The 286-nt window shown below is 64.0% G+C and carries 1 protein-coding gene; it reads left to right on the top strand.

Features of this window, described 5'->3' with window-relative positions; genetic code table 11:
* Positions 1–45: 45 nt before the first annotated feature.
* The coding region (locus tag WDW90_RS39025; protein ID WP_336492988.1) for an Lrp/AsnC family transcriptional regulator at positions 46–286 on the top strand (241 nt) is incomplete at its 3' end.

Consider the following 286-nt stretch of genomic DNA (forward strand, 5'->3'; position numbering starts at 1 on the left):
CTTTTAGCAGGATTCCACAATCGACCGCCGTTTTCGAGGAGCATCATGCAAGAGCGGCGGATCGATGTGATAGACCGGAAGATCCTTGCGGAACTCCAGCGCGATGGACGCGTGACGATCCAGGATCTCGCTGGCCGCGTCGGCCTGTCGGCCTCGCCGTGCCTGCGTCGCATCCGGATGCTGGAGGACGCCGGCATCCTCAAGGGCTACGTCGCGCTGGTCGATCAGGCCACGGTGGGACTGCCGATCAGCGTCTTCGCCTCGGTGAAACTGGAGCGCCAGCGGG

Source organism: Methylobacterium nigriterrae, assembly GCF_037106235.1.
Lineage (GTDB): Bacteria > Pseudomonadota > Alphaproteobacteria > Rhizobiales > Beijerinckiaceae > Methylobacterium > Methylobacterium nigriterrae.